24 protein-coding genes and 1 pseudogene are annotated in these 26,880 nt (G+C 43.0%); 15 read left to right on the top strand and 10 right to left on the bottom strand.

The window, feature by feature from the left end; all coding sequences use genetic code 11:
* Window positions 1-3 precede the first annotated feature (3 nt).
* Entirely contained in the window at window positions 4-762 is a 759-nt protein-coding gene (locus tag ACSLP7_RS04995; protein WP_435578291.1) for an SDR family NAD(P)-dependent oxidoreductase, read from the bottom strand.
* A 260-nt stretch (window positions 763-1,022) separates the two neighbouring features.
* Here ACSLP7_RS04995 and ACSLP7_RS04990 point away from each other — a divergent pair, with 260 nt between their 5' ends.
* Genes ACSLP7_RS04990 through ACSLP7_RS04945 form a run of 10 tightly spaced genes read left to right on the top strand, consistent with a single transcriptional unit; the run spans window position 1,023 to window position 9,949 of the window.
* Window positions 1,023-2,027 carry an AAA family ATPase gene (locus ACSLP7_RS04990; RefSeq protein WP_291184517.1) on the top strand — a complete coding sequence of 335 codons (1,005 nt, stop codon included), beginning with the start codon at window positions 1,023-1,025 and terminating at the stop codon, window positions 2,025-2,027.
* A 43-nt stretch (window positions 2,028-2,070) separates the two neighbouring features.
* Window positions 2,071-2,937, top strand: a complete 867-nt coding sequence (locus ACSLP7_RS04985) for a DUF58 domain-containing protein (RefSeq protein WP_291184514.1) — start codon at window positions 2,071-2,073, stop codon at window positions 2,935-2,937.
* Between the two features lie 34 nt (window positions 2,938-2,971).
* Window positions 2,972-4,591, top strand: coding sequence for a DUF4381 family protein (locus ACSLP7_RS04980; RefSeq protein ID WP_435578290.1), 1,620 nt, complete (start codon window positions 2,972-2,974; stop codon window positions 4,589-4,591).
* Window positions 4,591-5,595, top strand: coding sequence for a vWA domain-containing protein (locus ACSLP7_RS04975; RefSeq protein WP_435578346.1), 1,005 nt, complete (start codon window positions 4,591-4,593; stop codon window positions 5,593-5,595). The genes ACSLP7_RS04980 and ACSLP7_RS04975 overlap by 1 nt, the downstream gene beginning before the upstream one ends.
* Entirely contained in the window at window positions 5,595-6,641 is a 1,047-nt protein-coding gene (locus ACSLP7_RS04970; RefSeq protein WP_435578289.1) for a VWA domain-containing protein, read from the top strand. The genes ACSLP7_RS04975 and ACSLP7_RS04970 overlap by 1 nt, the downstream gene beginning before the upstream one ends.
* A complete protein-coding gene (locus ACSLP7_RS04965) occupies window positions 6,638-7,468 on the top strand; it encodes a tetratricopeptide repeat protein (protein ID WP_435578288.1) in 831 nt (276 codons plus the stop codon). Before ACSLP7_RS04970 ends, ACSLP7_RS04965 begins: the two co-directional genes overlap by 4 nt.
* A 10-nt stretch (window positions 7,469-7,478) precedes the next feature.
* Window positions 7,479-8,930 carry a BatD family protein gene (locus tag ACSLP7_RS04960; protein WP_435578287.1) on the top strand — a complete coding sequence of 484 codons (1,452 nt, stop codon included), beginning with the start codon at window positions 7,479-7,481 and terminating at the stop codon, window positions 8,928-8,930.
* The gene (locus tag ACSLP7_RS04955) at window positions 8,899-9,249 is read left to right on the top strand and encodes a hypothetical protein (RefSeq protein ID WP_435578286.1); all 351 of its coding nucleotides are present in this window, start codon (window positions 8,899-8,901) and stop codon (window positions 9,247-9,249) included. Before ACSLP7_RS04960 ends, ACSLP7_RS04955 begins: the two co-directional genes overlap by 32 nt.
* Window positions 9,249-9,569, top strand: a complete 321-nt coding sequence (locus ACSLP7_RS04950) for a tetratricopeptide repeat protein (protein ID WP_435578285.1) — start codon at window positions 9,249-9,251, stop codon at window positions 9,567-9,569. The genes ACSLP7_RS04955 and ACSLP7_RS04950 overlap by 1 nt, the downstream gene beginning before the upstream one ends.
* Window positions 9,570-9,601: 32 nt before the next feature.
* Window positions 9,602-9,949: a hypothetical protein gene (locus tag ACSLP7_RS04945; RefSeq protein ID WP_435578284.1), complete on the top strand. Its 348-nt coding sequence runs from the start codon at window positions 9,602-9,604 to the stop codon at window positions 9,947-9,949.
* Window positions 9,950-10,000: 51 nt separating this feature from the next.
* Here ACSLP7_RS04945 and ACSLP7_RS04940 read toward each other — a convergent pair whose 3' ends face one another.
* Entirely contained in the window at window positions 10,001-10,297 is a 297-nt protein-coding gene (locus ACSLP7_RS04940; protein ID WP_435578283.1) for a CvpA family protein, read from the bottom strand.
* Between the two features lie 20 nt (window positions 10,298-10,317).
* The gene (locus ACSLP7_RS04935; protein ID WP_435578282.1) at window positions 10,318-10,512 is read right to left on the bottom strand and encodes a CvpA family protein; all 195 of its coding nucleotides are present in this window, start codon (window positions 10,510-10,512) and stop codon (window positions 10,318-10,320) included.
* Between the two features lie 93 nt (window positions 10,513-10,605).
* Between ACSLP7_RS04935 and ACSLP7_RS04930 the strand changes: the two genes are divergently transcribed.
* The 3 genes and pseudogenes from ACSLP7_RS04930 to ACSLP7_RS04920 all read left to right on the top strand — a co-directional run bounded on the left by ACSLP7_RS04930 (window position 10,606) and on the right by ACSLP7_RS04920 (window position 12,443).
* Window positions 10,606-10,962: a hypothetical protein gene (locus tag ACSLP7_RS04930; protein WP_435578281.1), complete on the top strand. Its 357-nt coding sequence runs from the start codon at window positions 10,606-10,608 to the stop codon at window positions 10,960-10,962.
* 61 nt (window positions 10,963-11,023) lie between these two features.
* Window positions 11,024-12,030, top strand: a pseudogene (gene pheS / locus ACSLP7_RS04925) (phenylalanine--tRNA ligase subunit alpha).
* Between the two features lie 92 nt (window positions 12,031-12,122).
* The gene (locus ACSLP7_RS04920) at window positions 12,123-12,443 is read left to right on the top strand and encodes a hypothetical protein (protein WP_435578280.1); all 321 of its coding nucleotides are present in this window, start codon (window positions 12,123-12,125) and stop codon (window positions 12,441-12,443) included.
* 139 nt (window positions 12,444-12,582) lie between these two features.
* On the opposite strand, the gene ACSLP7_RS04915 is transcribed toward ACSLP7_RS04920, so the two are convergent.
* From ACSLP7_RS04915 to ACSLP7_RS04885, 7 genes are all read right to left on the bottom strand, one after another.
* On the bottom strand, window positions 12,583-14,907 hold the full coding sequence (locus ACSLP7_RS04915) for a T9SS type A sorting domain-containing protein (RefSeq protein ID WP_435578279.1): 2,325 nt from the start codon (window positions 14,905-14,907) through the stop codon (window positions 12,583-12,585).
* Window positions 14,908-15,084: 177 nt separating this feature from the next.
* Window positions 15,085-20,694 (bottom strand): HYR domain-containing protein, encoded by a 5,610-nt coding sequence (locus ACSLP7_RS04910; RefSeq protein ID WP_435578278.1) that lies wholly within the window; start codon window positions 20,692-20,694, stop codon window positions 15,085-15,087.
* Window positions 20,633-21,415 carry a hypothetical protein gene (locus ACSLP7_RS04905; RefSeq protein ID WP_435578277.1) on the bottom strand — a complete coding sequence of 261 codons (783 nt, stop codon included), beginning with the start codon at window positions 21,413-21,415 and terminating at the stop codon, window positions 20,633-20,635. The genes ACSLP7_RS04910 and ACSLP7_RS04905 overlap by 62 nt, the downstream gene beginning before the upstream one ends.
* A gap of 105 nt (window positions 21,416-21,520) precedes the next feature.
* Window positions 21,521-21,940, bottom strand: coding sequence for a response regulator transcription factor (locus tag ACSLP7_RS04900; protein WP_435578276.1), 420 nt, complete (start codon window positions 21,938-21,940; stop codon window positions 21,521-21,523).
* 80 nt (window positions 21,941-22,020) lie between these two features.
* Window positions 22,021-22,665: a response regulator gene (locus ACSLP7_RS04895; RefSeq protein ID WP_435578275.1), complete on the bottom strand. Its 645-nt coding sequence runs from the start codon at window positions 22,663-22,665 to the stop codon at window positions 22,021-22,023.
* A 126-nt stretch (window positions 22,666-22,791) separates the two neighbouring features.
* Complete coding sequence (locus ACSLP7_RS04890) at window positions 22,792-24,684, bottom strand: tetratricopeptide repeat-containing sensor histidine kinase (protein ID WP_435578274.1); 1,893 nt, start codon at window positions 24,682-24,684, stop codon at window positions 22,792-22,794.
* A 114-nt stretch (window positions 24,685-24,798) separates the two neighbouring features.
* Entirely contained in the window at window positions 24,799-25,803 is a 1,005-nt protein-coding gene (locus ACSLP7_RS04885; RefSeq protein ID WP_291184487.1) for an NAD(P)H-dependent glycerol-3-phosphate dehydrogenase, read from the bottom strand.
* A 213-nt stretch (window positions 25,804-26,016) separates the two neighbouring features.
* Here ACSLP7_RS04885 and ACSLP7_RS04880 point away from each other — a divergent pair, with 213 nt between their 5' ends.
* Both ACSLP7_RS04880 and ACSLP7_RS04875 read left to right on the top strand, forming a co-directional pair.
* On the top strand, window positions 26,017-26,394 hold the full coding sequence (locus tag ACSLP7_RS04880) for a hypothetical protein (protein ID WP_435578273.1): 378 nt from the start codon (window positions 26,017-26,019) through the stop codon (window positions 26,392-26,394).
* A complete protein-coding gene (locus ACSLP7_RS04875; RefSeq protein WP_435578272.1) occupies window positions 26,366-26,854 on the top strand; it encodes a hypothetical protein in 489 nt (162 codons plus the stop codon). The genes ACSLP7_RS04880 and ACSLP7_RS04875 overlap by 29 nt, the downstream gene beginning before the upstream one ends.
* Window positions 26,855-26,880: the final 26 nt, after the last annotated feature.

Genomic DNA, 26,880 nt, shown 5'->3' with positions numbered 1-26,880 from the left:
CCTTTAAACGGTCTTGTTTACTATCATGGAGGAAGCCTGATCCACGCACATCAAGGTGAGATCTGCAATATTTACATGTGGCGGTCTGGTTACGGCAAACCAAATGGCCTCTGCGACATCTTGCGGTTTTAAAGGCGTGTATCCTTGGTAGACTTTATCTGCCTTTTCGGTATCGCCCTTAAAGCGTACCTCGCTAAATTCTGTTTGTACCAAGCCTGGATTTACCGCCCCAACACGGATTGGAGTTCCGTTGAGATCCATGCGCATGCCTTGGTTAATAGCATCAACGGCGTGTTTGCTCGCACAGTAAACATTGCCTTTGGGATACACCTCTTTTCCAGCGGTAGAACCAATATTGATGATGTGTCCCTTCTCTCGTGCTAACAACCCGGGCAAAACTGCTTGGGTAACATAAAGCAAGCCTTTGACGTTAATGTCCATCATGGCATCCCAATCGTTGCTGCTGCCGTTTTGTATGAGGTCCAAGCCGTGTGCATTTCCGGCATTGTTGATTAGTATGTCTAGAGCTTGAAAGGACTTAGGAATGCTTGCAATAGATTCATTTACAGCGTCTTGATCGCGAACGTCAAATTGTAAAGTGTGTATTTCGGTTAGCGCAGAAAGTTCCTCCGCAATGCTTTCTAAACGCTCGGTTCTGCGCCCACACAAAACCAATTTTACGCCTTCTTTAGCCATAAGTCTGGCAGTGGCCGCACCAATCCCTGAGGTTGCACCGGTAATTAAAGCAATGGAATTTTTCATCTTTTAAGGCAATTTTAATGTTGAAAATAATGCAATTTTTTGCACTTTTAGATGCGCAAAATTTCACTCCTGAATCCAAACGTTATTTTCCTCTTAAAAACAGGTCTTAAAATTTATAAAAAACGCTTATTTCTCAGGCATTAGCGCTCGTTATCTTATCAAGAACTTTTAACCAACTGTTAACAAGAGTTTTCGCAGAAAATGGGCAATTTGCGCATACTAAAATTACCATCTAAAAAAATTCAGAAAAAAGAGCATTTATGGAACAAGCTACGGCAAGTGTTGATATAGGAGCATTAAATGCAAAAATAGAACAAGAGAGCGCCTTTGTGGACCTGCTTACTTTGGAAATGAACAAGGTGATCGTGGGGCAAAAGCACATGATAGAGCGCCTTTTAATAGGACTACTCGGGCAAGGACACATCTTGCTTGAAGGGGTTCCAGGTCTGGCAAAGACCTTGGCCATTAATACCTTATCTCAAGCAGTACACGGCAGTTTTAGCCGTATTCAGTTTACTCCGGATTTACTTCCGGCAGATGTGATCGGAACCCTGATCTACAACATCAAAGAGAACGATTTTAGCATCAAGAAAGGACCGATCTTCGCCAATTTTGTCTTGGCAGATGAGATCAACCGTGCACCAGCCAAGGTGCAATCGGCCCTACTGGAAGCCATGCAGGAAAAGCAGGTGACCATTGGCGATGAGACTTTCAAACTGGACCGTCCGTTCTTGGTAATGGCAACCCAAAACCCAATTGAGCAGGAAGGAACTTACCCACTGCCAGAGGCTCAGGTTGACCGTTTTATGCTAAAGACTGTGATTAACTACCCGCAGCAGGCTGAAGAGCAATTGATCATTCGTGCCAACCTCAAAGGAGCCTTTGAAAAGGTGAACCAAGTGGTGACGCTAGAACAGATCACAAGAGCGCAACAAGCAGTTCGTGAGGTGTATATGGATGAAAAGATCGAGAAGTACATTCTGGATATCATCTTTGCAACACGTAATCCGAAGCAATACGGATTAAGCGAATTGGAAGGCTTGATCGGTTTTGGAGCATCGCCTCGTGGTAGTATCAATTTAGCCATGGCCTCAAAGTGTTATGCGTTCATCAAGCGCAGAGGTTATGTAATTCCAGAAGACGTTCGTGCTGTGGTACACGATGTACTGCGTCATCGCGTTGGAATTACCTATGAGGCTGAAGCAGAAAACATTGACTCCGTAGCCATCATCAACAAGATTGTCAATCAGATCGAAGTACCATAGAAGCGCACCTTACTAACCAAGACAAACCCAAGTCAGCAGAGTAATGGATACAGCAGCACTTCTTAAGAAAGTTCGCAAGATAGAGATCAAAACCCGCCGCCTGAGCGACCACATTTTCGGGGGCGAGTATCACTCTACCTTCAAGGGTCGTGGTATGACCTTTAGCGAGGTGCGTCAATACCAGTACGGTGATGACGTGCGTAATATTGATTGGAACGTGACGGCCCGCTACAACGAGCCTTATGTGAAGGTCTTTGAAGAAGAGCGCGAACTTACCATGATGCTTTTGGTAGACGTCAGTGGTTCTGAACTTTTTGGAACTAAAGAACAATTCAAAGAAGAATTCATTACGGAGATCGCCGCAACCTTAGCTTTTTCTGCGCTGCAAAATAACGACAAGGTCGGACTGTTACTCTTTTCGGATCAAATCGAACTCTTTATTCCGCCTAAAAAAGGAAAATCGCACATCTTGCGCATCATTCGTGAGTTATTGGAATTTGAGCCTAAAAGCCGTCGAACCGATTTGGACCAAGCCTTAAAATATTTGATCAACGTCATGAAGAAGAAAGCCATTGTTTTTGTGCTTTCTGATTTTATGGCCGATGGCTACAAGGACACGGTAAAGCTTGTTGGCCGTAAACACGACTTGACAGGAATCCGCATTTACGATCCTCGGGAGGAAGAGATTCCCAACCTTGGGGTGGTACAGATGTTAGACGGGGAAACGGGAGAGACCCTTTTGGTCAATACTGGATCTAAATCCGTCAGAAAAAATTACAACCGCCATTACCGTGATCGTGTGGAATATTTTCAAGAGGTGTTCTTGAAAAGCGGTAGCGGACAACTCTCTTGTAGAATTGATGAGAGTTATGTGAAAAAACTATTGGGATACTTTAAAAACAGAGCCTAAGTTGTCTAAACGCAAAACATACAAGCCGTTTCATATGGGGCGAATCATCGCCCTGCTGCTGTTTTTAGTGGCAGGCTATGCGCAGGCACAGGTTAGAGCCGAGTTAGACTCTACCAAGATCAAGATTGGTGAGGAATTGCGTTACCGATTGGTTGTGGAATCAGACACCACGGATCTGGTTCAAATGCCTGAGGGGCAGACCTTTCTTCCCTTGGAGGTCATTGAAAGTTATCCTATTGATACGTCTTACAACCAACAGCGACAGACTTTAATCAAGGAATACGGATTGACCCAATTCGACTCAGGACAGTACTTGATCCCAAGACAGCGAGTGGTGATTGGTGAGAAAGCCTTTTTTACCGATTCTCTTTTGATAGAGATAGAAGATGTTGTCGTTGATACTACCAAGCAAAAAATGTTTGACATCCGCGAAAAGATGGATGTAGGCAATCGCCCGGCGAGTTTTGGTTGGTTGTGGATCTTATTGGCCGTTGCCGCTATTGGCTTTGGAATCTATTGGTTCTTAAAGCGCAAAAAAGAATTAGAAGAAGCTGAGGAGTTGATTCCCGCTTATGATGAGGCGATTGCAGCATTAAAGGCTTTGGATGACTCACCCCTTTCTGCTCAAAAAGGATCCAAGGATTATTATTCTGCATTGACGGAGATTGTCAAGCGTTATTTGGACCGAGAGGTTGATGCTACGGCTTTGGAGAGTACTTCCGCAGAGCTTATTACGCGCTTACAAATGCACAAGGATGCAGGCAGTTTTGCCTTTAGCGATAATATGATCCGAGCCTTAGACAGCATTTTAAGACGTGCAGACTTGGTAAAATTTGCCAAGCAAGAAATAGCTCAGGAGATCGCTGCCGCGGATAGACAGGAGATTGAGCAGGTGGTGAATCTTACCAAAGAAGCCATTCCAGAACCAACGGAAGAAGATCTTTTGGAAGACCTCGAGTATCAAGAAGAGCTCCGAAGAAAAGAAATTAGAAAGCGTTGGATCCTAGGAAGCCTTGGAGGTGTAGCGGTCATTCTTTTGGCAATAGTGATCACAGCCAACGTGATGGGCTATCAGAATTTCAAAGAGACCTTCATTGGTGATGCCACCAAAGAGATGCTAGAAGAAGGCCAGTGGTACACCAGTGAATATGGAAATCCTTTGGTCATTTTGACTACTCCAGAGATTTTATATCGTGTTGATATGGAATTGCCGGAAGGTGCTGATGCTCAAATCAAAGACATAGAGATCTTCCAACTGGGTGAAGAAAGCGATGATCTTTCGGTAACGGTTAATGTCACTGAATACAATTTAGCACAGCAATCTGACGTCAAAAAGCTAATTGACGAAACGCTACAGATCTTTGAAGAGAACGGGGCTCAGAATCTCTTGATCAAAGACGAGTCTTTCAATACCGGAAAAGGCCTGAGTGGAACCCGAGTTTTTGGCTCCTTCAACGAGACTAAATCCAACGGCAAAAAAGGAAGAAAGATCAAATATGAGCATTATTTCTTCTCTCAGCCTGGCTTGCTGAGTCAAGTGAGAATACTTTATGACGGAGAAGATCCATACATGGAAAAGGTGGTGAAACGCATCACAGAATCAATAGAACTAGAAGTAAACCAAGGTTTACCGCAAATAGGAGGTGCCCAATGATCGCATTGAATTTTGAATTTGTAAATCCAGAACTGTTCTGGCTCCTGCTTTTGGTGCCGGCGGCAGGGGTATGGTATTATTTCAAGCGCGACAAGCAAACGGCTTCTTTGCGCATCTCTAGTTTGAATGGATTTAAGACCAGCAGTAATTTACTGGGCAAAATAAAGCCGCTTCTTTTTGTACTGCGGATTTCGGCCTTAGTGATCTTGATCACGGCTATGGCCAGACCGCGAACCTACAGCGAGAATTCCAAAACCAAGACCACCAAAGGGATTGATATTGTAATGGCCATTGACGTCTCGGCAAGTATGCTAGCCAGAGACTTAAAGCCAAATCGCTTAGAGGCACTAAAAAAAGTGGCTTCTCAGTTTATCAGTGAACGCCCTAACGACAGAATTGGTTTAGTAGAATATGCGGGAGAGAGCTATACCAAGACGCCGCTCACCAGTGACAAGACCATAGTACTGTCTGCCATGAATTCCATTAGATACAACCGTATCATTGAAGGCGGAACCGCCATTGGGATGGGGCTTGCCACTTCCATCAATCGTCTTAAAGAAAGCGAAGCTAAGAGCAAGGTGATCATCTTGCTTACGGACGGGGTGAACAATACTGGTTTTATAGATCCGAAGATCGCCAGTGAGCTCGCGGTAGAGTTCAACATAAAAGTTTATACCATTGGTTTGGGAACCAATGGATTGGCCATGTCGCCTATAGGTCAAAAATCAAACGGAGATTTCCACTACGGAAAAACTCCGGTTCAGATTGATGAAGACCTCTTGAAGGACATTGCCGCCCAAACGGGAGGAAAATATTTTAGAGCTTCCAGCAACACCAGACTGGAAGAGATCTATGATGAGATTAACACTTTAGAGCGCACGGAGATTGAAGAATTCAAGTTCACTACCTACAGCGAAATGTTTCGCAATTTAACCTTGGTAGCCTTTGGACTCTTGCTCTTGGAAGTGTTATTGCGTTACACCCTTTTTAGAAGTTTTGTCTGATGATACAGTGGGAAGAAATGACATATTTCTATTTGTTAGGCGTAATTCCAGTCCTTCTGGTATTGCTGCTTGGCGTGCTGTATTGGCGTAAGCGTACCCAGCGTCGTTTTGCCAATCAGGCTTTGCTAGATAAACTCTCTCCAGAGCGTTCAAGTATTAAAACTTGGTTAAAGGCCCTTGTTTTGGGGCTGGCTTTTGTTAGTTTGGTTTTGGCCTTGGTTAATCCAAAGATCGGAACGGAGTTAAAAACCATTAAACGAGAAGGAGTTGATCTGGTCTTTGCTTTGGATGTTTCCAAGAGTATGTTGGCGGAAGACATTGCGCCAAACCGTTTGGAAAAAGCCCAACAGCTCATCAATGAGGTAATCAATTCTCTAGGAGGTGATCGTGTAGGGATCATTGGATATGCAGGAAGTGCGTTTCCGCAATTGCCAATTACCACAGACTTTGGTTCGGCAAGGATGTTCTTACGCAATATGAATACCGATATGGTGTCGTCTCAGGGAACGGCCATTAATGAGGCCATTACTCTTGCGCAGACCTTTTACAATGATGAAGACCAAATCAATCGTGTGCTTTTCATTGTTTCTGACGGAGAAGATCATGTTGGTGAGGTTGCTGAAGTAGCTCGAGAAGCTGCTAGACAAGGCATTACCATTTACACCATTGGTGTAGGGAAGGATGATGGCGAAGGCGCTTGGATTCCGATCAAACGCGATGGTGTTTTGCTTCGTTACAAGCGCGATGAGAATGGAGATCGAGTAAGAACAAAACGCAATGAGCAAACTTTGAAGGACATAGCAGAAGCTTCTGGGGGTGCTTATTTGGATGGAAATAAAACAACAGAGCTAGTTGAAGCAGTCAACGAGATTTTGAACAATTTGGACAAATCTACTTTTGACGCGCAGCAAGTCGCAGATTTTAAAGACCAATTTCAATGGTTCTTGGCGGCCGCTGTCTTCTTTCTGCTGTTGGATATTTTATTTTTAGAGCGTAAAACCGCGTGGTTAAGAGGATTGAATCTATTTAACGAGAAGGACACATGAGAACATCATTGAAGTTCATACTGTTTTTATTGTTTGCATCAGCAAGCTCACTAGGCTTTGCTCAAGAAGATCCTGAAGCGTTCGCGAAGAATTCTCAGATCTATCGTGCTGACGCAGACGTTGCGATTAACAAGGATGAGTTTATCGATGGAGAGGCCTTGTACAGAAAGACGATCTCTATGGAGCCTCAAGTTGCTGCGAGCAAATACAATTTGGGGAACGCCTATTACAAAAAAGACAAGAATGACGAGGCCATGAGACGTTTTGTGCAAGCAACAGAAGTGGCTACCTCTAAAAGCGAAAAACACAAAGCGTTCCACAATTTAGGGAACACTTTGATGAACTCGCAACAATACAAAGAAGCTGTGGAGGCGTATAAAAATGCGCTGCGTAACAATCCTACCGATGACGAAACCCGTTACAATTTAGCCCTTGCCAAAGAGATGCTAGAAAAAGAGCAGCAAAATGGCGGTGGCGGTGAAGGTGATGACGAGAACGAGGATAAAGACGATGAGGATAAAGATGAAGGTGACGAAGGAGATCCTAAGGATGACGGGGAACAAGAAGAGCAGGAAGATCAGCAAGATCAGAACGATCAACAACAGCAGCAAGATCAACCGGGAGACGAGCAAGAAAAGAATGCCGATCCTAATAAACCAGATAAGCCTCAAGAGCAACAACAGCCACAACAGCAACCTGGACAGCTCTCCAAAGAGCAAATTGAGAGCCTGCTAGAAGCCATGAATAATGAAGAGCAGAAAGTTCAAGAGAAGATGAACGTCAAAAAGAAGAAAGGACCCAAGGTAAAATCTGCGAAGGATTGGTAAGATGGAGAAGATGAGATCGATACTATTTGTTTTAATTGCGCTGTGCGGATTCCAAGGCTGGGCTCAGGTACAGTTCAATGCCTCGGCGAGCAAAGAGAAGCTCGGCATCAATGAGCGCGTGCGTATCGACTTTCAAATGAATAAGGATGGAGACAACTTTACCCCTCCAGATTTTGACGGCTTCCGTGTTGTGGGTGGCCCGAATCAATCCGTGAACAATATTTACGCAAACGGTAAGAAGACCTATTCCAAAACCTTTAGTTACTTTTTGTCTCCGATGTCTCGCGGTAAGTTTACCATTAAACAAGCTACTGTTGAGATTGACGGAGAGCTTTACAAAACCTTGCCATTAACTATTGAAGTCACTGCTGCAGTAGACGTACCCAAAGATGGTAATAACGCCGAGTATGTAGCCAGTGAGAACGTGCATTTGGTGGCTGAGGTATCCAAACGCAATCCGTATCTCAATGAAGCCATTGCCGTTACGTATAAGCTCTATGTTTCTGAGGACGTAAGTGTGACTCGCGCATGGCGAGAGATAGACATTCCAAAATATGCTGACTTTTGGAGTCAGGTTAAAGAGAACCGACAGCGCCGTGTCTTTGAAGGGAAGTTCAAAGGCCGTAATTACCGCTATGTCATCCTTAAAACAGCGGTACTCTATCCGCAGAAAACCGGAGAACTCAATATTGAACCTTTAGTATTGGATGTTCCTGTAGAAGTTTTGAGTAATAAACGGGATTTCTTCGGACGCCGATTGACCACTACCGTAAACCAAACCGTTGCAGCCGGAAATCTAACTATCGATGTCAAACCGCTTCCAGAAGAAGGCAAGCCAGCCAACTTTACGGGTGCCGTTGGAGACTTTAAATTCAATATTAGTGCATCACGCAATCAAGTGGATGCCAATGAATCTTTGGAGATTCGTGTTCAAGCAGAGGGTGATGGTAACCTCAAGTTATTCAACTTACCAGAGCTTACTTTGCCAAGCACTTTGGAGGTTTATGACCCGAAGCGGGAGGAAAACATAAAGACCAATTCCAGTGGAATGAGTGGTTCCGTAGCCACGGTGTATACAGTGGTTCCGCAGTTTAAGGGAACCTACCCGGTTCAACCTTTGCGATTCTCTTATTTTGATTTGGCCACAGAGACCTATAAGACCATTACTTCTGATGGAACCGTGATCACTGTGGAGAACGGACCGGTTTCTACAGACTCCACTGCCGATGATAATACAGCCACGGCTGGCGGAGGTACCAAAAAACATCATTCAAACAGGAGATCAGTTCAATTATATCAAACTAAAATCTTCCTTACAACCCATTGCATCACCGACTTTTTTCAAGTCTGCACTCTATTGGTCGCTGATGGGAGGACCTCTATTGTTGATCCCGATCTTTATTATTGCTGGGAAGAAACGCAAAGAACGTTTGGCAGATGCAGAAGGTCAACGCAAGCGTAAAGCTGATCGTTTGGTCAAAAAATACCTTTCTGAGGCTAAAAAGAACTTGGGTGATTCTGCCCTTTTCTACGAGTCTCTGGAGCGTGCTATGCATAATTATTTACGCGCTAAACTCCGTATTGAGACCACAGAGATGGCCAAAGAAAAGATCGCTCAAATGTTGGAGGACAAAGGAGCTCAAACGGATTCCATCACCCAATTCATTGAACTGCTCAAGAGCTGTGAATTTGCTCGTTACGCCTCCGGAGCTAGTAATAATGTGGCTGCGGATTATGAAAAGGCAACCTTAGTGATCACCCAACTTGATAAACAATTGTAATGAAAAAGGTACTGCTGCTTATTCTCTTGTTTGTTATCGTACCCTTAAGTGCGCAGGACGCTAATGCGCTTTTTGAATCTGGAAAAGAACACTACAAAGCCGATGCTTTTCAAGAAGCCATTGACGACTGGAAGGCTGTTTTAGAAAAAGGACAGCACTCAAAAGCCTTATACTTTAACCTAGGAAATGCCTATTACAAATTGGGCGAGGTTGCTCCAAGTGTCTATTACTATGAAAAGGCCTTGCAATTAGACCCAACGGATAAAGAAGTCCAAAACAACTTGGTATTTGCCGAGAAACTTGCGCGTAGATGTTATTGAACCTTTGCCAAAAACCGTTTTTACTAGAACTTATGACAAACACCATTGGAAGCTTAACCAGCAATCTGTGGGCTTGGTTGTCAATTGGATTTATCATAGCTGGGGTGTTGTGTTTTCTAGGCTATTATTTTTCCGGAACTACCTCACGCAAACGCCTGCTGTTTGTGGGGACTTTTGTGCTTTTAGCCTTAACCCTCTTCAGTTTTACTGCTGCTTATATGACCTATACCGACGCTCAAAATGAGCGTTTGGCTATCGTTTTTTCAGACAGTATGGAAGTTCGAGAGGCTCCTAAAAAGACCGGAACCATTGCTTTTGAATTGCATGCCGGAACCAAATTGGAGATCATTGACCAAGATGGTGACTTGGGTTCGTATTAAGCTCAGCAATGGAAAAGACGGATGGGTGGCTGCCACTGCCGTTAAAGAACTCTAATTCTCTTCGTTTAGACGCAGATCTTCTTTAGTGTCATCTATGATCTGTTTAGCATCTTCAATCAGATCGGGTAGTATTGCCGGAGCGATAGGCTCAATATTGGCGTAGAGTATAGAATCTTCTTTGCGATCTTCTGTGAGGAGGAATCCAGACATTCCCCAATTGTTGAACCACATAAGCGCTACAGAAAGGATAAAGACCATCTTGAGTCCGCCGAAAACTGCTCCCAAAAGCTTATTGAGAATGCCCAAAGCCGCAAAATCTGCAATTTTGGTCAAGACCTTGCCGGCCATTTGAATGACTACTACTATGATCAGAAAGGTAATGGCAAAGGCAGACAGGTTAATGTATTCTGTTCCCAGTCAAAGGAGTTTTCCAACCAACTGCCTGCGTATCCAGAGAAGTAAATGGCACCAAAAACACCGGCGACTACTCCGATCAGGGAAGCTACTTCTACAAAAAGACCTTTTTTCCAGCCGCCCCAGGCTGCAAGACCAATGATCACCACTAGGGCTAAATCTAAGCTATTCCATGTTGCTAATTTGCAATAAATATACAAATCAAACGCTGGGCTGCGTATCTTTGTTGTTCAATCCACAGTATGTCAAGAGATCCATTACTTAAAGAGCGTTGGGAAGCGGTGACCGCAATGATCACAGAGCGCTTTGGTGAAGGAGCTCCATTGGACCTAGACGCGATCATCTACCTGATCGGCCTACAGGAGTTTGGGCAATTTGACCGTCGTTTTAAAAAGGACGATAAGGTCAATCTCATGCATATTGCCATTTGCCGTCTTTTGGAGCCTTATGGCTACTACCGCTTTGATTTTGAAGATGAAGACGGCTGGCCGCATTATGAAGTAGTCACGCCTTTACCCCCTTTGAAGGCTGGAGAGCAAACCGTGCTCATGAAAGAAGCCATTGTACAATACTTCTTAGAAAAAGAAGTCATTGAATAAGTGGGCCTTATTGGGCATAAAATTTTAAATTTGCCCTCTGCAAAGAAGATAATGATGCAAGATCAGATCAAATAAGTACATAGACGAAGTAAAAGGATTCGCTACCGAGACTGCCGATGAGTTAGAAGCTTTCCGTATTAAGTTCTTGGGCAAGAAGGGAATTCTTCGTGGATTGTATTCCGATTTAAAAGAAGTTTCTGCAGATCAGAAGCGCGATTTAGGACAGGCCATCAATGCCCTTCGCCAAAGCCGCTGATGAGAAATTGCAAGAGATCAAAGATTCCATGGAATCTCAAAACACGGTTCAAGGCCAGTTTGGTGATTTGAGTCGTCCTGGGAATCCGCTTCATGTAGGTTCAAGACACCCGATATCGATTGTAAAGAATCGTATCATTGAGATCTTCTCAAGAATTGGATTCAACGTGTCTGAAGGACCAGAGATCGAGGACGATTGGCATAATTTTACCGCTTTGAACTTGCCGGAATATCACCCAGCGCGTGATATGCAGGATACCTTCTTTATCCAAACAGATCCAGATATCTTATTGCGTACGCACACCTCTTCTGTGCAAGTGCGTTATATGGAGAACAATCAGCCGCCTATTAGAACCATTTCTCCGGGGCGTGTTTATAGAAACGAGGCTATTTCAGCCCGTTCTCACTGCTTTTTCCACCAAGTGGAAGGTTTGTACATTGACAAGGATGTTTCCTTTGCAGACCTCAAGCAAACGCTTCAGTATTTCACTACGGAATTGTTCGGAAAGTCTAAGATCCGTTTGCGACCATCGTACTTCCCATTTACAGAGCCTTCTGCAGAAGTTGACGTGTATTGGGGCTTGGAAACTGAGACGGACTACCGCATGACCAAAGGAACCGGCTGGTTAGAGATCATGGGATGTGGTATGGTAGATCCAAAACGTTTTGGGAGGAACTGCGGAATTGATTCAAAAGAATACTCCGGATTCGCCTTTGGAATGGGGATCGATAGAATTGCGCTCTTGTTGCATCAGATCTCAGAACATCCGAATGCTTAGCGAGAACGACATCCGCTTTTTACAACAATTTTAAAGGCTCTCTTTAAGCCATGCGAAAAAGATATTGAGATCCCTGAGGTAACTCGGGTTCACATTGTTGCCGTACGCGAATGGGACAAGGAATTCTTGGCCCAAAATTGGTTTGTGTATTTGATCAACGATTGGGATCAAGTCCTCCAGACTACTTTGGTGATGTCTCGCGGAAACGATTCAGACCGAAAAACCTCTACCTTAAGACACGGCCTAAACGATGTTGCTCCAGGAACCTCGGCTAAGATTGAATTGCTCCCGGATGAGGTTTTAGGCTTTACCAATGAGTACTTACTCACTTTCTTTGCAGACGGCAAACTCTACGACAAGACCTTTGTCTTTGAGCCCTACAGCGTAAAAGAAGAGCTGGCGCAGGAGCTTCCGGTGATGGAAGAGTCTGGGGTGATGGCTAAGTAGTGAATACTTCTATTTTATCGAATACCCGCAATTGATCGCTAATAAAAAAAGCCACCCGAAGGTGGCTTTAGCGTCGCTGAAAAATGTAACTAACCAGCAACGATGTCAGCTATTTGGACCAGAAATAGCTACACTTAACTTAATTCTTAATCAGACGTTTGATCTGCATGCCTTGGTCCGTGTAAATACGTACAAAGTACACCGCAGTCTCTAGGTAACCCACGTTATAACTTTTCTGAGCTTGGAATGTCATAATGGTGCGTCCATTGAGGTCTAATAATTCAACTTTCTCTACTTGAGCATTTCCGGTCTCTAGATTAAATATTCCAGAGCTAGGGTTTGGATAAATGCCAAAGTCTGAGCTGGCTACAGAATCAACATCCAATACTTTTTCTTGGAAGAACAGTACGAAGCGGTCGTTGTAAGTTCCAGAATTTGAATTAAAGCTGTAGTTTCTCTCACTGAGGTTAGTCACTGTTCCTGTATATTGATCTTTAAGAAATACGGCGACAGTTTCATCCATCAAATAGGCTTCTAATTGAGCAATGCTGATGGTAAAGAGATTGTTCTCTGCAATTTGGGAACGGAAGCCTAAAGCAACCTCATCATTTATTTCAAAAGCCTGTCTTCCTTGAATTGCAAGCTCCTCGCCTGTATTTAGAACTGAATAAAGAGAAACTGGAGTGGCTAATCTGGTAGCGTCATAAAAACTTTCATATGCAACGGTTGCACCTTCAACAAAAGCTATCAAGGTCTGAGATGCTAATGCATAACTTTCATCGGTGACATTGAGCCATATACGATCTTTACCTAATGGAGCAGATTTAAAACTGGAAGCGTTGTTAACACGCATGCTGTTATTGAAAACTGCGGTTCCCGAGGCTTTTGCCTTAACTGCAAATCCTTCTCCGACTGCTATATACTTGTCTGGAATAGCTCCTCCATTGGCAGCAGCAACTCCACCTGATCCAGGCGAATACATGGAGATATCTCCCATGTCGTAGTTTGATCCATTATAACCCGGGTAAGCAGCTGACGGAGCGCTTATGTGTTCCCAGAAGAAGTAAGTATCGAACAAGGCGCTGTTCTGTGCAGTGAGCAAGTCTGCATCTATTGGAGACGCGTAGGGGTTGGCCAAAATATTTGGACTATCATTTTGATCGTCACCAAAGATTACATCAAAATTAATAACCCCGTTATTTAAAGTGGCGTTGTTGGTGCTAGAAAAACCTCGGTAAATGAATGTATAGCTCTGATTGTCGGGCACAGTTGGTGATGTCTGTGGCATCATCAAATACCCTTCACCAGGGTTGATTACACCGGTATGATTGAGCCAGTTATCGCCTTCTTCATCAGCAAAATTTGTGGCCAGAGGGTCAAATGCTGCAACGGCTGCATTGGGGGTAAAATTATTGGTGTTGTGGTGTCTGAATTGAATGAAGTCGATGAAATTAACATCGTCTCTAGCAATGATGTTAAATGGGCTTCCTGCAATAACAAAATCTCTGTTATTCAATCCTGTGTATTCGGTATAGACATAAATTTCTCCACCATTAACGACTTCGGCATCGTCATTTACCTGTACTAAGCTGGCTCCTGGTTGTACTACTATTGCTCCAACTAAACCACCGCCAGAGGCTTGAGTAGTGATGTCGTTTTCGACCGTTACGTAATCTCCATCACCGATGATAAGGACTCCGGTATCAGTTACTAGGAGACTACAAGCGGTGAAACTCACTTGAGAACCAGTATCTGCTGTTTCATAATACCCATCTATAATTGCATTTTTAGTAGCACTTGGGGCACCATTGTCCCAGCTTGAACCGTTCCAAGTTGTTACTGCCTGACATCCCGCTGGTGCGGCACCACTACAATCAAAATTGTCATTGGTGATTTGAGTTCCTGGGTTATCGGTGCAATTTGGAAAGCCTACTGCTGCAGGACCGCAGGCCGTAAAAAATTGATCGTCAAACAGATCTCCACTCTCATAGCAAACTCCAGGATCTACCATATTATCAACCATAACCATACTCATATGAAACAGTTGGGTTGGGGTACTGGTAACATTGTCTGAAGGAATGGTACCGCTGCTAACGCCCTGTTGAAACGCAAAAGAAACACGTGAAGGCGTATTGTCATTTGTAATGAAATCACGGTAAGCAGGGAAACCGAAAACTTGTCCTAGGATACTTCCATCGGGTTGGGATATGGTGATATTACCGTTTGTGAATACACTGTTGCCAAAGGCAGCGGTATTGTAGTTTAAGTACACCTGTCCTGATCCCAGCTTGAAGTCTGAATCTGAAGCGATGAATACATCAACTTCATAGGTAAAGAAACTGCCTTGATCTACAATTTCGGCGTTTTCAAAGGTCAATTCGATCTGTTGACTAAATGCTCCAACTGAGCACAAGAGTAACATACTTATAATCAAAAGACTTTTCAATTGTTTTTGCGGTATCATAGTAGAAATTTTGCTTCGTTTTATTTGGGTTTTATTTTCAGTATGTTTTGTAATTGTTTTCATGGTCCTTTATTTGTTTATTGGAGTTTGGGAAAACCCACGGCAAGATGTTATAACCTATGGCTTAAACTTGCCCAACTTGCCGTGGTAGCGACTTTTAACTAATCTCTAATCGAATCAAAACTGTTCGCCTTTCCCTAGATTTGGATTCAGTATTAAGTTGATGTCGGCGTTCTGAATTTGACCGTTCATATCCAGGTCAGAGGATTCGTATCCTGCCCCACCCAGAAGTGGTATGATGGTACTTAAATCTGTATTTTGGATTTGAGTATTCCCGTCGAGGTCGCCCGAGATAAGGGCATAATAACCGTTGGCCAATTGAACTGTCGCGATACTGCCGCCTTCATAGGCAGAAGCAGAAGTCGTAAAATCATAGTTAGCCGTGCTTAAGGCAGCCAGACTAACAGGCGCTGAAGACAGGACACCCAAATGATTTCGGTGTTGTACAAGGATAAGGTAATCTCCGGGCACTGTGCTAAGAGATAAATCGGTCGTGCCGTCTACATCAACAATGTCACCATCGCGCTGCAATAAGGCAGAACGTCCGGTTATGACCGTAGCGTTGTTTGTTGGATCTCGAAGTTCTACCCATACCCAATCAACAATATTGTTATTAGGTTCGCCAGGAGTATAGGACGCAGTTAAGCCATCTCCATAAGGGCTGGTTGCTGGTATTAAATTCGCTACCCGCAAGTCATCGCGCATGCGGCTTTCTTGACCTGCAAAAGGGTTTATGTAAGCGCCTTGTAAAAAGACCTTAATGCTAACAATTAAGGATTGCGACGGGTTTATGCTACCAAAGGTCCCGGCGTCTGTTGGGGTGGTATCGAAACTCGAGGCATCAACCAAAGTACCGTTACTGTCAAATATCTCATCTGTAGAAACACTTATTTGATAAAAATCTCCAATACTAGCTTCTCTAAATATGGCCGATGGATTACCACCAATGCTTAACAAATCTACGCCACCAAAATCAGTACCATAAAGAACATCTAGAGGACAACATGCACCTCCATCACTAACGCCTACTGCATCGAATATTACACCAAAGAATGATAAATCATCTGCGGTACCATCATCATTTGTATCAATATCTGTTTCATTTACCGTTCCGCTAAAAGAACTTGTTAATACTGCTGTATGTGTAGGATTAGTTAAATTTGGTACTGTAGCGGTTAACAATCCATCTGCGTTAAAGCTACCAGAAATATTGGATACATCTGTTACAACGCCTCTTCCATTTCTACTATTATCTCCATCTATTATAACAAATACGCCACTAAATGATTCTCCTGGTTCTCCTTTAATTTCTATAGTTTGTGGATCGCTACCAGCTGTTATTGGTTGATATTCGCTAATTAAAATAGGCAAGGTTGCGCCATTGGTCAAGGTTAAATTGGCTGTACACTCATCAGAATTACCCGCAGCATCTATAACAGTTATAGTTACTTCAAAGGTGCCTAGGTCGGCAAAGGTCACTTCTAGCTCATCTTGACCATCGATCAAGTAGCTCACTATCCCTACATTGTCTGTTGAGCCTCCGTCAAGCATATCGCCTGTGATTACCGTAACTCCGGCTTGAATCGGTAAAGTCAAGTCGGAACAAACAGCCACAGGGTCTTCAGTGTCTTGAATTAATGAGACATCGTTTCCGTCTCCTCCTACATAGGTAATAACTCCATCGTAGTCTCCAAAGCTAATGATGGAGCTTTCTGGATAACCGTTGAAAGTACCAACCACAGGATCGGTACCATCATTATCAATAAGAATAACTTCACCACCAAATAGAGTTTCATCAAAGCCTTGTCTTGGTGTAAATGTAGCGTCGGTTAGGGTTACTGTTCCAATCACACTAACAACGTCTGATTCACCAGGAATAGGGGCAGATACCCTTGGTGAGAAGCTAGCGGCATTGACTTCGAAGTTACTCGTAGTTAGGTTATAAAAATCTCCAGGAACTCCGATGTTAGCGACAGCCTCGTTGATCACCTTTACAGTTCCGCCCACAAAGCTGCCGTCTCCAATAAGGACTCCGTTTGTAGTACTGATTTGGGCTTGGTTTAGTAAAGTGATGGATGCATCTTTGACCGTGAGCTCGTTTTGAGCATTTAAGTTTCCAAACGTTAAATTGGTTAATGGATCTGTATCTAAAATCGTGGTATTTCCATTAAAATTGGTTGTGGTTCCGGCTTCTCCCAGATATTGAGTAGGTGCTCCGAAAGTTGTACTACCATTAAAGTTTAGGATACCAGCGTTATGGTCAATAATTGCTGCTGTTGTAGACCCGTCCGGATCAAATACTTCTAGTGTCCCATTGAAATTACTAGTGCCAGTACCGTTTTTGGAAATATTTGTCGAGAACGAAGACAGAAAGATATTAGGTGCGGTGAAATTAAATTCATCAACCGTTACTCGGCCAAAACCTAAGGTACTTACATCTGTAAAAGAGATGGAATTGAAAGCTGAGGTTCCATCGCCAGAGATATTTATTATTTGGACCCCGTCAACTTCGTTGTTTTGATCCATTACAATATCACCCCCACCAAGGCTACGTGCTTCAAAGCTGAACGCTTCTAAGGTACCATCAGTTTGTGTGACGTCTCCTAAGGTTGCAACGCTGAAAACGTTGTCTCCAGCAATTCTAATATCACCATCAAAGATGATATTGCCCGGATTTACAATGATGTCATTGACAACAGTTGTCGTCTCTTGGGCTCGAATAATTCCGAAGGTTGTATCAGAACCTGAAGTAAACACTACCGAGGATCCAACTAATCTAACTATGCCCCCAAATTCATGATTGAACTGTCCTTCATCAATGTTGATAGGTCCTTGAGCCTCTATAAAGGTTGCCCCCGTCACAGTGATGGGGCTACTGCTATCATTAATGCCGGCCCAATTGTCAACCTCCAAACTGCCTGCAGTAATTTCACCCATAGTTACTGTGGTGACATCGTCTCCTTGAAGTACGAAGAATTTAGAGACCTCAATAGCGCCAGTTTGTACGTAATTATCTATTTGATCAAAGACTAAGTAATTATCTTCACTGGTTAAAGTAAGATCATTGACTAAGTTTAGGGTATCAGTTCCGTCACCTCCGCCCACAATGAAGCCTTTTGTAATATCAGCAATGGCTACTTCAATAGTGTTGGGCGAGGTTAATGTTACCCCGGGATCACCAAAGATTACCACGGGTGTGGTTAGATCTGTAACTGTGAGTATTCCCCCGGATACGGATATGGTATAAGTGTCATCAGAATCTACATTCGCATCACCCATAGACAATTCACCACCAGAGAATATTACTGTGGTTTCAGGAACGATTAAGGCAAAATCGTTGCCGTCACCACCGGTATAGGTGATTGCACCTCCAAAGGGTCCAAAACTTATTGCAGCACCTTCTGGTAGGTCATTGAATGTACCGACTATTGGATCGGATCCGTCATTTTGAATAAGTACAATTTCATTAAGGCTGTCTTCTGGTCTGAATCCGCCTGTAGGTGCAAAATCAACGTTGGTCAAGGTAATCGTTCCTGTGATTTCAAGCACATCAAATTCGGTATCGCTCTGCACCAAGGGAGCAAAAGTGGCTTCATTGAATTCAATGCTGCCTAAAGATAGCGTGGCAGGAGCAGATCCACCTCCTGGTTGAATTGTGGCGTCCAGTCGAACTACAGTTGAGTTACCTACAATACTGCCCTGACCAGAGACAATGGTTTCTAGTCTTTGAAAATCAATATCATCAAGTACTGTAATTTCAAGATCGTTTGTACCAAGATCAAACGCTCCTTGGACCTCTAGGGCACCCAGCTGAATATTTAATAAAGAGATATCGGTAGGGTTGAATTGGGTGTCACCTAAAAATCGTGTTAAGGTTCCGCTATCTGCTATCAATTCAAGCTCATCTATGTTTATGGATGTTCCTACAAATTCTATGGTTCCGCCATTATGATCAATTCGCGCTTCAGAACTTCCTGTGCTGGTAACCGCGTTGATCACTCCAGTGGACCCTAGAGATAGATTACCATCACCATTTTTAAAGATTGTGGTATTCTCTGACAAGTTAATCGTTGGAGCGAATACACTTGTTGCAGTTACTTCAAGCCAACCTATTTCGAGCTCACTAATGTTGTTGAAAACAATGAGACCCATGCTTGTTCCGGGCTGAGTGCCAATCGTGTTAATATTGTTGTCTCCAAAGAATATTCCGGTTGTTTCTCCACTAACGCGACCAATAAATTCTAATTCATCCGTGGTAATGGTACCTCCGGATTGATTAAAATTGGTCTGCGCCCTTAAGGTCAAATCTGAATTGCCCGCTGTTACGATATCTCCGGTCAAAATCATATTATCTGGAGTAGCGCGGATGTTGTTCGTTGCAGTGTCTTCACCATCTGTTGTAGTTACGGTGCCAAAAGTCAATGGTCCCCGCGCACTGAATATTATTCTTCCTGCTTCCAGATTTACAGTTCCTGTAAAGACATTGGTGTTGTTCTCAATAATATCGAGCCTGTCAATAACCTGTATGTTTGTATCTCCAGCAATTGAAATTGGAAGGCCGTCAACTCGATCTCTGATGTCTTTCACATCTGAAATATTCATATTGTTGGCCGTGAGCTGTCCCAATACCACAAAGGCGTTGGCGCTATCTGAGATGATAAAATCTCCTCCTAGATTAATGTGGCCGTTATTGTCAAAGGCCTGAATGCCTGTAGCGTTTAGTCCGCTTATGTTCAAGTCATTATCGGCTCCAGAGAGCGTAAGGTCACCTTCAAAGAATACAGTGTTTGTGCCGTCTTCTAATTGAATGTTTATTCCATTGGTAATACCGCTCATGGGAATCGTTGCAAGCCCCGTTCCGGTATCATAAAAATTCTGCCCATTGTCATCTACTGGCGCCACCAAGCCTGTAACTATAAGATCCGTGCCTGTGACTTCAAAGCTTAAAGCGTCATCAGAAACACCTCCGTTAATGTCGGTAATTGTCAAGCTTCCAGCAGTAAGATCGATAGAGGTTTCAAAAGGGTTGACTGCTACAGTTACATCAAAGGAACAAGTGCTTACATTTCCAGAACCGTCAGAAACCTCAAAGGTATTGGTAGTAGTTCCAATGGGAAATTCAGATCCAGAACTCAAACCGGCAGTTTGTGTAAAACTTGGTTCAGGATTGGTAATTTGAAAGATGTATCTGATACTTGCTACCCCTTCCAGATCAAACCAATTCCCGCTACTGCTGCTTTGAATCACATAATCCTCTTCTGGGCTGCTGCCGCTCGGTTCTCCATCAGCCCAATTGGTGTATGCTGTGCTCGATCCATCGTGCCATTCAAAGGTGCCTTCTACGTCCGCATCAGATATACCTATCCATGCGGCTGTCGTGCCAAAACCAGCGGCTTGCTTGGCAAAAAAGATTTCTTCATTGAGTTCTCTGCTTAGAATTGAGGCTACAAAGCCACCATTAGCCTCTGCATGTATCCTTGCATTGGGACCCGTATAAAAGTCATTAGAAATATAATAGCTGTTGCCGTTGGCATTCATCAAAAACGTGAAACCATCAATAGCCACGCTACAGTCCTCATAACCAACAGCGTCGTAGTTGACTACACGCGATTCTCCAGGATCAACATTCAGTACAATGTCGTCTGGACAGCTCAGAACAGGATCGTTAGGATCTATAATAGTAACGAAAGCGTCGCAACCCGCACGTTGTCCTCCAGTATCTTCCAAAAAAAACGCTCACACGATTAACACCAACGTCGTCGCAATCAAAGTCAGATTGTGAGATCACTCTAGCTACCACACCTAGGTCATCACCACTGCCTGTGGTTAACGCATTAAAGGTTGTTGAAGCTTGATTATTGCTGTCCAGAGTTAAAGTGATGTTTCTACAGGCAATGGTAGGGCGATCGTCTTTCACTTTTATGTCAAAATCCAAATCACGACTTTCAAAATTTACCCAGGGTTCACCTGGATCTTCAAGTCTACTGTAATTCCCTCCATCATAGGGATTGGTATTGGTGTATTGATATCTGAGCTCACTCACCCCGTCAGGCTGAACTAGAGCAAAAGTATACTGGGTTCCAGCAGTTACATCGAGTAAGCCGGGAATTGGGATTGATTGATTTTTCCCAAATTCATTAAAACCTTCAAAGTCGAACTCAAAACTTTTTAAAATGGCTATGGGACTTGTGGTAGTCCCTTGAAGAATAAAAACGTCTACCGTGATGGTCTCGCCAGCAGTTCCGAATGTTGCTGTTCTGAGTTCAATAGATTCAATTTGCCCCGAGCACGGAGAGGTCCAAGATTGTGCTGCTCCTTCCCAGAAGCTACTGGTTGTATTGTTGTTTGCAGTTTGCGAGATATCATCCAATCGGGTACAGGTTTGTGCCCAGCTAGGATTAAAGTAAAAAAGCAAAAGAAAGATTGGGAGTAGATAGGTCCTTTTCATGTTGTTAGTTTTATGCAGCTAAACTAACTTGACCTAAAGCCCTTACATATACGACTATCCACCTACTATCTAAGTGTTGGTACGTAGAAATCATGAGAAAATAGACTATTTCCTATCTAGGCCAATGGCTTTTGCCATCCAAGAAATTGTGTTTTCAGATGGAGCCATAGAGGTGTTGATGGCTTCTGAAATTTGATCGATTCCGTCCTCTTGATCGATTAGAACAGGGCATTCTTTAGGATGCCAATGACTTAAATCTGTGGAGTGTTCCTCCTTAGTAAGGATGATAAACTTGGTTTTTATACCCTTATAGTTGGCCATTTTTACCAAATCGATAGCGTTTAGTATGGGCAAGTTTGCCTCAATGATCATGATCTCAGGTCGAATATTGATCAAATAATTCAGAGCCTCAAGACCGTTGGCCAAACGGAAATCCGTGTAATGCGATTGCAATCGCAATTCTGAAAATAGTTCTCTGCTGTATTGGACATCGCTATGAGCGATAGCTATATCGGGGTTGTGCATAGATAGTGAATTGAGGCGCAAGCTAGCCTCAAACATCATGGCAATCCATACGGGTTAACACGTAAGTTAGTTCGTCAACGTCAGTGTTCTAAAATGGTTTTTTTGTTGAGTAAACACCAATTGGTTAGCATATTGGTTCCTTTTTCCAGTTCGAGTTTCCCGATGATGTTGCTGCGGTGTTTTTCAATGGTGCGTACAGAAACATTGAGCATTTCACTGATCTCCACATTTGATTTTTGCTTGGCAACCAACTTTAAAATGGTTAATTCTGATGAGGTTAAAAGCTTAATTTTTCTGAGCTCGTCATTGGCAACATCCAAGGATTCACTGCCAAAGGATTTGGAGAAATAAGTTTCTCCCTTCATAACCGCGGCAATACAGCGTTCTATTTCAAAGAAGGAGTCCTCTTTGAGCAAATATCCATCTATTTGTAATGTTTTTGCCTGCACGACGTATTCGGCTTCTTTGTGAAAGGACAGTACAATGAATTTCGTGTTGACCTCCTTTTCTTTGGCCATTTTAACCACCTCAAATCCAGTGAGCATGGGCATGTCAATGTCTAAAAGAGCAACACTGGGTTTGTTGAGTAATATGAGCTCCAGGGCACGCATGCCATTGTCTGCACGTCCAGTAACTTGATAACCGTTTGCCTCAAGTTCTTGAAATAGGCCGTTGAGTAACATGGGGTGGTCGTCTGCAATGACTATTGATATATCTTTTTTCATAGCTTTATTGTAGGTTGAGGTTAAGAGAAATTTGGGTGCCTTGGCTGGCGTTTGATTCTATTTGTAGATCACCTTCTAGAATTCGGGCACGTTCCAGAAGCGTTTTCATCCCTAAAACTGTTTGCCTTAATTTTTTCTCTTACGTTGAAAACCGTTACCGTTGTCTTTTATATGCAGAACCATTAGGCTGGACGTTTTCTTTAGACTTACCTCTCCAGATCCTGCCCCAGAATGCTTGACAATATTATTCAAGGATTCTTGAATGATTCTATATAAATGTAATTCGTTTTCTGGAGATAATATACCGTTGATCTCCGCAATCTCATGAGACAATAGAATTACACAATTTTTATCAATTTCATTCACCATCGATTCTATGGCTGCTTTTAGCCCCAGTCGCCTTAATGTAGACGGATGTAAACCTCGGGAGATCCCTCTTAATTCTTCAAGTGTGTTTTTAGCAAGGTTCGCTGTATCACCTGTAGCAGACTCATTGATCTTTTTTGCTAAGAGCATGAGTTTTTGGCCCACGCCATCGTGTAAATCTCTGGCAACACGGGTGCGCTCTTCTTCTTGATTCTGAATAAGCCCACGCGCAAAAAGGCGTTGCATTTTTTGCTTCTTTTTTGCAAATTCTCGCGTACTTGCCAAATATATAATGGTGAAAATGCCTAACAAGATCAAGCCGCCAAAAATCAACACTTGGGATTTGCGTTTACTTTCTGCATCCAACAAGTTGATCTCCGATTCCTGAGCTGCAATTTGAGCATCCCTCTTTTCAGTTTCATACAAGGTTTGATAATAAGTCAACGCTTGTCTTTGTTGAATCCCTAGGAGCGAATCTTCCAATTTCTCAAAGGCCTGAAAATGAAATAGAGCTTTAGCCGAATTGCCCATACTTTCATAAATATTGCTCAAAACATCATGGGCACCCATAACGTTTTCTAAGGTCTGTGAGCCTTTCAGATTTTCTAGGTTTTCTTTAGCTGCGCTTAAGGCCTCAGGATATCGTCCTTGAATATATCTAAGCTCAGCAAGGCTGCGATTATAGGCTTGTTGAAAGCGCCCTTGGGTATAACGGGACACATTATTTTGTACCTCATTGAATAAATCCTCCGCCAGTTTTAAACTGTCCGTGTCGGCATACATCTGAATCAACTTCAACTTGAATGCAGGTTCGTATTGATCATACAATTCAGATCCTTCAACCAATTTCAATCCCCGTTTTAGATCTGCAATACTGGCGGCGTAATTTTTCACTTTGCTATGGTCGGTTGCAGCATTGTACAAGGCTGCAACTTGGCCAGGTAAATAATTGATTTTTTCTGCAGTTTCAATGGCCTGTCTGCGCTGTTTTTCTGCGAGATCAAAAAATCCGGCCATGCTGTAAAGATCTGCTCTCGAGCTTTGCGCATTCACTAAACGTAAAGTGTCGTTCAAGGATCTGTAGATTTCTTCTACCTCATTGAGCATATTGGCTCCTTCTGCTAATTGTCCCATACGGGTAAAGGCATCTGCTGTATATTTTTTGGCAATCGCGGCGAGCAAACCATTGTTGTCAGTGAGCGCAAAAGCTGCAGCTTCTTGATAGACTTCAATTGATTTTTCCACTTGTCCGGAAAAATAATAGCCGTCTCCTCCATTAAGGTATAGGCGGGCCTTTGCAGAACCTGAAGCTTTATTGATGTCGTTTTGGATAAATTCTTGGAAATAATCAACAGCCTTTGCGGGCGCTCCATTTCTGTTAGCCCAGGACCAAACCAATCGAGCAGCCGTGTATGTGGCCAATTCGGTAGAATCTAATTGCAGTGCGAATTGCGTCGTTGCGCGAGCAATGGAATCATAAGACAATTCCATTTGGTCTTTGACCAATTCTGTCAATGAATCCATCAACTCAAGTTTTTCTCCATCTTGAGCTAGAAAGATCTTTGCCTTTAGACTTACTAATTCCCGTTCTTGGGATTGGCTGTACGAGAAATTTGAAACAAGTAGGGCCGTTAACAGAAGCACAAATCTCATAGCATTGTTTTTTGTGTTCTAGAGCATAACCAACTTAACGGTCCAAATAAGTTGTGTTGCGCGTTAGATCATTTGGAATATGAAAAGTAATATAAAATGCTCAATTTTAAAAGACTAGGTTAGCTTATCTGCCAACTTTTTAAAAATCTTTTTGGGCTCCTTGCCATCGTATAAAACGGCATATACAGCGTTGATTATTGGCGTCTTGGCCTTCTTCTTTCCGTGAGCCTGATTGAGTTTGTAGGCGCTTTTGGTAGCGTAATACCCTTCGGCAACCATGCTCATTTCCATCATGGCGCTTTTTACAGTATATCCCTTCCCGATCATGTTTCCGAACATACGGTTTCTACTAAAGGTGGAATAGCCAGTTACCAAAAGATCGCCTAAATAAGCAGAGCCGTTGATGTCGCGCTTCATTTTGTGCATTTTCTTCACATAGCGCTTCATCTCTCGGATCGCATTACTCATGAGTACCGATTGGAAGTTGTCTCCATAGCCCAAGCCGTGGCAAATTCCCGCAGCCAAGGCGTAAATATTCTTAAGCATGGCAGCGTATTCCGTGCCAATGATATCATCACTGATATTACATTTAATATAGTGACTGCTGAGTTTATCAGCTACCCAAGCGGCTTTGTCTTGATCTGCACAAGCAATGGTCAAATAGGAAAGGCGCTCTAAAGCCACTTCTTCTGCGTGACAAGGCCCTGTGATCACTCCGATGTTCTCAAAAGGAATGTTGTAATGGGTGAAGAAATGATCCCCCACAATAAGGCTGCTTTCTGGTACAATCCCTTTAATGGCTGAGAAAATGACCTTGTCTTCCAAAGATTCTTTGGCTTTGTCCAGTTCGCCCTGTAAAAAGGCCGAAGGAATCACAAAGATTAAGAAGTCTGCATAGCGGATCATCTCGTCTATATCATTGCTCAAAACCAGCTTTTGGGTCTCAAATTCTACCGAACTCAAGTAATTGGGATTGTGCTTTTGTTTCTTGATGTGTTCTAAGGCATATACGGAACGCATATACCAGCCCAGCTCGTCCACATTTTCTGTGAGCATCTTCACAATTGCGGTAGCCATACTGCCACCGCCAAAGACCGCGATTTTAGGGGTTTTTGCCATTACTGCTATTTGGTTCTCAAAAATAATCAATTAAAAATAGCCCATAATTAACTGTATATCAACATATTGTAAGTTTGGCACACTGTTTGGTTTTTACTAACTGAACTTTAATACCAAGATTATGAAGACACTAAAATCACTCGCAGTACTTGCCCTTTTGGCCCTTAGTTTTCGGCCTGTTCTACGCAGGTTATAATTGAAGATGATATCGTAGTGACCGATCCGGATCCAGTTCCGGTTCCTCTTTCAGCGGTATTGAATTCCCATGAATTGTGGTACGTGGATATCAATCGTACTACAGGTAATGGAGAGATTCCATTCTTGCAAAAGGCTTTCACCGTTTCCTTTTTGAACGGGGTGCTTTGGGCTAACAACAATTTGGTTGGAATCGGGAGCCAAGGAAATGGCTTTGGATTGGACGTTGGATTCTATGATGTATTGGAATACGATTACATCTTGGAAGTGAACCACGATTTGGACGGATTCTATCCGCTTGAGATCACTCCACTAAGTCATAATGAGATCCGTGTGTATTATCGTCCGGGGAACATTAGTTATACCCTTGTGGGCTATCAGAGAAAACACCTTTGATTACGATCTGGTTTTCTACGACAATATCCATTACTTCCTACAAGAGTATGTGGCTTGGGAAAATGTAGCAACCAGTGACTATGGAGCAGAGAATCCTTTTGATAAGGAAAACTTCTTACAGTTCCTTCCTGCTGGAGGTTTAGATAATTTTAGGAGTTCCAAAGACCCTCTTGGCACGAATATTGATTTAATATTTTGGGATTACGAAGGGGTCTATAATGTAGCTGATGATGCCGGTGACCCCTACATAAAATATTTAACACTAGATTATGATTATTTGGGCAATGAATACTTTGAACTCCACGTTATCAATGACAGCACCATCGAACTATACCACCCGCAATCGGGCACGTTATACCGATACAAAGGGCGGGGGTACATACAGTACAAGAGAGCCGAAGTTAAACGCCAGAGTAAAGCGGACATACAGGCTCAAATAAAAGAGATAGTTAAGACATAAACAGTTTTTTGGTTGGTTATTTAGTT

It is taken from the genome of Gilvibacter sp., from assembly GCF_965601605.1.
Taxonomy (GTDB): Bacteria; Bacteroidota; Bacteroidia; order Flavobacteriales; family Flavobacteriaceae; genus Gilvibacter.
This window is presented reverse-complemented; position numbering and strand designations above follow the sequence as displayed.